The organism is Peribacillus sp. P4_C12 (assembly GCF_056402095.1).
In genome coordinates, this window is record NZ_JBFUIB010001088.1 from 1 (window position 1) to 703 (window position 703).

General features: G+C 35.6%; 1 protein-coding gene. It reads right to left on the reverse strand.

Annotation, left to right across the window (positions count from 1 at the left end; all coding sequences use genetic code 11):
- The coding region (locus AC1DUW_RS31485; protein WP_477644533.1) for an anthrax toxin lethal factor-related metalloendopeptidase at positions 1–488 on the reverse strand (488 nt) is incomplete at its 3' end.
- Positions 489–703 lie beyond the last annotated feature (215 nt).

The window sequence follows — 703 nt, forward strand, 5'->3', positions numbered from 1 at the left end:
GAATGCGCAAGCTCATGTAGCTCCAAATTTACAGAACCATGCCCGCTTCCCTTATCGCTTGCACCGATTTTAACTAAGACGGTATATGAACCACCCATGCCTGGAACGGAATCCCATGTTGTATCTTTATTCAAATAACCACGTGGAGCTTTCCCTTTTAAATAGGCCGCTGATTGATTTTCTGTCAGATTTCCGTTGAATAGCTTCATTCTCACTCCATGGTCTACAGTTTTCAACAATAGGGAATGAGGAAGTGCATCAATAGTTTCTACAATCCTTAAGGCTTCCTGTTCATCGAAATCCTCTTCAGGAAATAAAAATAAACTTTGCAGTTCTTTATTATCCTGCAATATTTCCGCCTGCCTTAAAGGATTATCTTTCGTCAAATTCCGCCATTTCACTCCTTCCGCTTTAGCTAAAGAAAGGGAAAGCATTGAAAGGAAACAAGCAAATAATACAAGTATTGCTATCCAATTTTTATATTTCACCTTCAACCCTTCCTTTCMTTAAATCCAATGTATATTGCGAAAATATATGTATATTAAACTACAAAAAAATCCCTATACTATTATATTAGTATAGCATATTAAGACAATATATTAACTTTATGTTTTTCTGGTAAATTTGGCTGAAGATTTCTCCCACGAAGCACCAATTCTCCGGATTTTTCATATATCAACAGTATCTAATCGTAAAAGGTTTA